Origin of the sequence: Sulfurovum sp. (assembly GCF_041562805.1) — a bacterium.
In the GTDB taxonomy this organism is placed as follows: Bacteria; Campylobacterota; Campylobacteria; order Campylobacterales; family Sulfurovaceae; genus Sulfurovum.
The window spans coordinates 1-7,266 of the sequence record NZ_JBFFOH010000126.1 but is presented as its reverse complement, the minus strand read 5'-3'; the positions used below and the strand labels follow the sequence as shown (position 1 = coordinate 7,266).

The following is a 7,266-nucleotide window of genomic DNA, read 5'->3' as shown; positions in this document are numbered from 1 at the left end:
TCGATTTCATTATGGCTCTACCAATTAGGCTAAAAAGTGACGTTTACTAAAAAGCAATATAATTAATTATTATTTAATATCAATTTTATATTAACTATGATATTCTCTAGTCAAGTATTACATAGAGAAAAAGCCAAACTTACTGTGAGGTAAGGACGGAAAACCACGGGTCTCTAGTAGATAGCCGAGTTACCAATCGTAAGCCATAACGCTTATATCATCTTTTTCAGATGTACATACAAATTTCGCTCAATCTTATGTATGAGCATTAAAAGGTGTTATTATGAAGAATTCAATGACTATTTTTTATTTTTTACTGCTTCTTCCAAAATATTTTATTTTTACACAGCAAACAATAAAAAAGTTTGCTCTTATATCTTTGTTGAGTTTTATCCTTACACCAATTCTACTACAGGCAGGAGATACTACGTGTAATACAGGTGATGTTGATCACGATATCTCACTTGGTGAACAAACTATTACGGGAACAACTCTTCTTACTAATATTAGTTATGAACAACTCTACATACCTTCAGATGGTAATATAACCATAATTATGACCAAAGAAAATAAAGCAACAACTTTTTATATAGGTACAAATTGTGGCTTAAAAGATATCTATGACAGTAATGCAAGTACCGGTACACCAGATACAAAAAGTAATCTTCATGAAGTTCCACGCTTTCCTGTAACTCAAGGTCAAATTCTTTATTTAATGTATGGAGATGATGATGCAAAACCATACACTCTCGACATAAACTATACAGCTCCAATCATAGAAGTCTCTATAGCTCCGGAAACTATTACTATACCACAAGGAATTACTTCTGTCGATCTTGATGTAACACTCAATAGAGGCGCTATTAATGGAGATTTAAACATCACATATACAAACAGCCATGACAACTCTACAAACTATTTGATCATTGAAAAATGGTATGATGAAGCAACACTAACTATCGATATCAATACTTCAGACCTAACACAAGGGGAAGAATTCAATATTACCTTGGTCAGTGCTGTTGATTCATCAGGTACGGATACGGGTATAATCACTGATAATAATACATCTACCATAACCATTGGGGCACCTATGGCTGATCTCTACATTATAAAAGAAGGATCCCAAGACACTGTTAAACTCAATACATCCTTCCATTATTCTATCGCAGTCGTCAATATAGGATCAGCAGATGCAAGCGATGTTGCAGTGACTGACACCTTGCCCTCTGCATTATATGGTTATATAGACCTTACGGCAACCAATACCGCATCAACAGGCTGGACTTGTGAATACCCACAATCACCACCAGACAATACTAAAGTTGTTTGTGATTATGATGGTAATATCTCTGCAGGAGAAACAAAAATAATCACCCTACATGCTACAGTACCTAATGACACGAGTATCATCGGAACGATTATCAACAATGTTAGTGTTCACAGTGACCCTCTAGATTATGATATTACTAATAATACCGCCATAGAAAGAACTAAAATCGTAGCAGAAGATTATGAAGAGATCAATGAAGTATTGGAGCTTTGTTATACAGATACAACGGAAACTACAATGGATTCTGTTGGTTTCAATAAAAATTGTGAAAAAACTGGAAACTTTTGGTCCGGTAATGGCTGTACAGCAACGGTCGATATCAATGCAACAGCTGCACTTACACATGATATCAATATCACTCTCACAAAAATGTATGCTCCAGAAATTGTCAATGGTAACTGTAGCATAAACGTAGATGGAACAGAAACGGGGACATGCAGTGGCTTTCAAGACATCAATATTGAGGGCTCTCCTTCTTACACAAAAGGCTACGTATACAACATAATATCAAGTGATGGTAACTTTGAAATTACAGATACAGATTCTTATGACGGTAATCCAAACAATCCAGCCGATCTTGATGGTATTGGTCTCTATGCAACCTATACTTATGAGGGTATCTATCACTACGGACGGCTTAGCGATTGTAGTGGTCTAGGTGAAAGTGGTATTGAGATTACAAGTACAGCAGATGCCATTGACCCTTCAATTGGCACCAATGTTACCTTAGCAGGTTATTATAACAATAGTCTCGATACTTCCTATACTGGTAATCCGGTAAACCATCAAAAATATATACAAACGATGGTTGCAGCTTCTCAAAGGAATATTACAGGAGTATATCTTGATATAGAGACAAAAGAAACAGAATCTTATCATTTTGAAGGAACAGCAAACAACTATTCTGACTTTGTTATCATTCCTTATTTAGTAGATAGTGACGAGAATGGTGAATGTAGTAAGAATAATATAGAACACTTGTATGATTCAGCCGGTGATGAACTTATCATTAATGTAGTAGAAGGATCATATTCTGGAACCAAAACCATGGCAGTTCCTCTGGATATTAGAAAAAATGCAAGATTACAACTCATCATTGTAGATCCAAATCTCTTAAGTCCAGAAGGACAAAAATGTCTTTCAACAAGTAGTTCGGTTGGTAGCCTTGAAGGTATAGGACAGTGTGGTAACTCCGAGATACAATATACAGGTGGTTTTGGTGTAGATGCCTGGGATCGATGTGCAATCAACAATGGTCAGCCATGTTTATCTCAAAATGGTGGATATAGTGGTGGTGGTGACCCAACCTATCCAGGATATAACCCACTTTATGACAATCCACTTGGTTGTTACATGTGTACATTCAACATTCAACCTGCATGTTCAACTGACAATTTTGCGATTCGTCCTGATAAATTTGATCTAGGTATGTCTCACACAGATGCACCAAATCTTCTTCGTGCAGGAGAAGATTATGGTATTTCTTTAACTGCAAAAGATGCTGCAAATAATATACCTAATACATCTAATGGATATACGAATACGTATACCATAATAGATCACAATTTCAATGATGATCTCGATACATATGAAATTAAATATTTTAAAGATGGAACAGAGGACACTGCTGGGATACTTCATGGTAACTCAGATCTAAACAGATCCGCAACAGTATATGCTGTAAATGGCTTGTCAAGCTTCAGTACTTCGGAGCCATCACCAGCAGATGAAATTGTCCAGGTATCTTATAATGATGTAGGTCTTATAGATCTGTTTATCTATGATAAAGAGTGGGCTGAAGTTGATAATGATGACACCCCTGAGGATTGTACCAGTAGCACGCATACTTGGATCTGTGGAGATAAAAATGTTACATTCATCCCACACCACTTTAGTTTTACAGAACTTAATATCACCAACCATGCTGGTCCAGACAGTAATTTCACCTATGTTGCAGACAATAGAGGTATGCCAATTAGTACACCTCCTACAAGAAGTCCTATGGCTGCTAGACTGCATGCTAAGATAGAAGCACTAACAAAAGACGGTGGTATCACTCAAAATTTCAGGGCTGATGATGCATCTTACCCTTATGATGACAGTACACTGTACTATGAAAACCCTGTAGATATTAATATTAGTGTAGTGGTACCTTCGACAGGTACAAATAGTTATCTTTACCCAGATGCCAATGAATCCAATGTAGCAAACTCTTATATAGGATTTGGGCGTACAGGTTTGGATGATAACGGTACACGTAATGTACTTTGGGATGAAAGTAACTTCCCCTTAGAGTTTAATTTTCAAAGAGAGATCAATGAAGAGACAAATCCATTTAATGTAAATGGTTCTTATATACAATCTATAACTATAGTATCACATTATGTTGATAGTAATGACAGTGATACAGCAGATATCAGTGGAACACGTTTAGGTGACTGGGATAATGCTACAGCAATTGCTGCCTGTGCAACAGACCCTGGGTGTGTACAGGTAAATGCTGATAACAATGCAACTTTCTATTATGCAAGAACCCGTTCCTCTAAATCTTTCTATGATGATAATGTTGATCCCGGTCCTGTTATAACACCAATATCTATAGATGTCTATTGTGATCTAGGATTTACAGCTTGTGATTCCTTTGGTATAGATACAGTTAATGGTCAGATCAGTGATGATGATTGGTGGTTGTCTTGGGAACATAGTAAAAGTCTAGGTGATGGAAGTATTACACTGACAGCTACGTCAAACGGTACTGTTTCAGGTCCACCAAAACCAAATATAGATGCTTCTGGGGGTGCTGATGAAACTGTTGAAGTAACACATACTGGAACTACCCTACCAGATATTGTAGATATAGATTTCATTACTGATGATTCAGCAGCAAACTTTACTGATGCTTGGCTCATACATAATCCAGATAATCCATGGGAACCTAGTCCATTCTATAGAGTAAGGTTTATTGGAGCCACTACTGGATGGGCTGGACATGGTGATACTGGGCATGTCGTAGGTGGAGAAGCCAACATACAAAAAAATAATAGGTTGGAATGGTAATGAAAAGTAAAACTTTACGTCCAGCCATAGCAATGCTAGAACTCATCTTTGCACTTGTAATTATGGGTATAGTGCTAATGTCTGCGCCAATGCTTATAAGCACTGCAAGCCAGAGTACGAATGTTGCTCTTCAGCAAGAAGGTATTAATGAAGCTGCATCACGTGTTCATATGATTATGGGATATGCATGGGATGAAAACAATGTTGATACAAATTATCGTCCACCTATTTTAAATGTAACAAATGGTGATAGTGCTTTTGCCAAAGTCGGAACAACAGAAAGACGTGTAGGTATACCTTCTGAAAGTCAAAGAACATTTATACGCTCAGATACGAACACTACTAGTAATCTTAATGCATCCCCATTGCAGAGTGATGCAGGGGATACAGATGATATAGATGATTTTATAGGTAATATATCTTTAAGTTTAATAGCAGAGACTACTGATGATAATGACCTTGATTACGTTGAAAAAACAACCGTCAATATAAATACAGATATCAACTATAGTAGGGATAGTGTTACAGGTGGATATAATCAAACGGCTATCACTTATGTGCCTTTTTCTTCAGATACTCCTACCACCAACATTAAAGATATCACAGTCACATTAACCAGTACTGATACCGCCAATGCTGATGTACTTGAAAAAACAATTGTATTACGTGCCTTTTCGTGTAATATAGGTGGATATACATTTGAAGAAAGAGGGTTTTAGATCATGAAAAATATAAAAAATAGACTTGCTTTCTCTATGCTTGAACTGATTTTTGTTATTGTTATTCTTGGTATCGTTGCATCTATAGGCTCTGAAGTCATCGCAAAAGTATATGAAAGTTATATTGTTCAAAGAGCACAACATCGTGCTTCTGTTAAAACACAATTGGCTCTAAATCAAATTGCAACTCGTTTACGTTATGCTATACCAGATACAGTTATTCGAAAATTGACTAAAACAGGAGCATCTGAGTTACTTTCTGACTATATGTCTCTAGATACGACAGGAGAAGGGTATACTGTTCTCCAATGGGTAGCATATGATGGTGACAGTTTTGAAGCTATTACATCCAATGCAAACACAGGTGCCGGGAGAAGACCTGGTTGGAGTGGTTTTTGTGATCTAAATTCAAGTACTTCGACAAGTATTTCAACACCTGCATCAAATTTCACACTTACCAATGCAATTCAAAGTAACCTAGGTGGTTCGGGGACATTTGCTATTTATTTTCCAAATAATTCAACAGCCTATTATGGTACGGGTTCAGGTCAAACTATTACATTGGGTACTGCTGCTACCCGTATATCTGAACGATATAAACTGGCTTGGACCTCATATGCATTAGTTGTGGAGGATGATGATGGTGATGGCAAATTTGATCTTAATTTGTATTATAATTTTTCACCAACCGTTGGTACTAATACTGTTGGAAGCAGTTCTCTTCTCCTAAAAAATGTTACAAATTTCAAATTTACAGGAAGAGGACAAACAACACGAATCAAACTTTGTGTTGAAGAGAATATTGGAGATGGTGGCTCGATCCCATCTTGTAAAGAAAAGGCGGTATTCTAATGATATTTCAAAATAACCGGAAAGCATTCTCAATGCTAACTGCAATCTTTATTATCGTTCTCATGTCAACTGTAGCTATGCTCGTTACAAGTTTGTCAGGCAAAGTTGTCAAAGAAACTACCGCACAGTATCAAAGAGAACAAGCTGTTTTACTGGCAAATAGTTATACTGAGTATGCTGTACTTGCAGTAACAGGGAATGACAGAACAACTAACTGTTTGAGTACCATAAATGGTACTGTGGGAGATGCTACAACTAGTAATCCAAATAATGGATATCGTATTCGGACACATATTGCCTATATTGGTACTCCCGCAGTTATAGGATCATGTGCTGGTACAAGAAAATTAAGTGAAGCAGTCACAACTGCTTCTACACCCCTTACTATTATAGTTGATGCCTATGTAGATTATAAAGACTTAGATAACCCTAGTGGACAAAATATTGTTTATCATAAACGAACAGTACAAAAGATTTAATGATGACATACTCTCAAATGATAGATATCAAAGGATTTAATATGAAAAGATCTGCATTTACTATGATTGAACTCGTTTTTGTTATAGTAGTACTTGGTATTCTTGCTGCATTAGCAATGCCTAGACTAGACAGGGACCTTAAACAAGAGGCAGCAGATAACATACTTTCAAGTATACGATATACGCAACACTTAGCACTCACTGATAATAAACATAAGTTTGACCGTACTGATTGGCAAAGTGCTTTATGGCAGATTAGATTTTCACAATCAGGCAGTGACTGGAGTTATTCAGTTGCTACAAATATGGACTACATCAATAATTTAGATCAAGCTGAAGCTGCTATTGATCCAAGTAATGGACAACTTATGCATAGTAGTGCGACAAATCCAAGTCCAAATATTCTTTTAACCAAAAAATATGGCATAAATACCATTACATTTAATGGTTGTGCTGGTCAGTCAGCATCTACAGCAAAACATATAGCTTTTGATAATTTAGGACGACCGCATAGAGGTGTAACCCAAGGAGCTACAAACGATTATGCTACGTATATTAATAATAATGATTGTCAAATCACCTTTGCTTCTCCTGTATTTGATTCAAATTTAGTGATTGAAATTAAAAAAGAAACCGGTTATGCTTATATAGTAGGTCAACCAAACTCTTAAATTTTTGATAGACTTTACAGTAAGCATTCTTTAACGCCTCTTCATTTACCTTCCATTAAGTATCTTAAGTTAAAATTAAGTATGGATATATTGCTATATCTATACTTTAAAACTAAGGATATATTATGAACAAAAGTATAACGGGAAGACATTTC

The 7,266-nt window shown here is 36.2% G+C and carries 5 protein-coding genes and 1 riboswitch; all 5 genes read left to right on the top strand.

Going from position 1 to position 7,266, the window contains the following annotated elements; translation table 11 throughout:
* The first annotated feature begins 122 nt into the window (after positions 1–122).
* A riboswitch (cyclic di-GMP riboswitch) is annotated at positions 123–197 on the top strand.
* Between the two features lie 86 nt (positions 198–283).
* From ABYK33_RS12135 to ABYK33_RS12115, 5 genes are read left to right on the top strand one after another with little or no spacing between them, the layout of a single operon-like run.
* Entirely contained in the window at positions 284–4,390 is a 4,107-nt protein-coding gene (locus ABYK33_RS12135) for a DUF11 domain-containing protein (RefSeq protein WP_373033502.1), read from the top strand.
* Positions 4,390–5,109, top strand: a complete 720-nt coding sequence (locus ABYK33_RS12130) for a type II secretion system protein (RefSeq protein ID WP_373033501.1) — start codon at positions 4,390–4,392, stop codon at positions 5,107–5,109. Before ABYK33_RS12135 ends, ABYK33_RS12130 begins: the two co-directional genes overlap by 1 nt.
* Positions 5,110–5,112: 3 nt before the next feature.
* Positions 5,113–5,961: a type II secretion system protein gene (locus tag ABYK33_RS12125; RefSeq protein WP_373033500.1), complete on the top strand. Its 849-nt coding sequence runs from the start codon at positions 5,113–5,115 to the stop codon at positions 5,959–5,961.
* Positions 5,961–6,440, top strand: coding sequence for a type II secretion system protein (locus tag ABYK33_RS12120; RefSeq protein WP_373033499.1), 480 nt, complete (start codon positions 5,961–5,963; stop codon positions 6,438–6,440). The genes ABYK33_RS12125 and ABYK33_RS12120 overlap by 1 nt, the downstream gene beginning before the upstream one ends.
* 41 nt (positions 6,441–6,481) lie before the next feature.
* Positions 6,482–7,111, top strand: a complete 630-nt coding sequence (locus tag ABYK33_RS12115) for a Tfp pilus assembly protein FimT/FimU (RefSeq protein ID WP_373033498.1) — start codon at positions 6,482–6,484, stop codon at positions 7,109–7,111.
* The last annotated feature ends 155 nt before the right edge of the window (positions 7,112–7,266 follow it).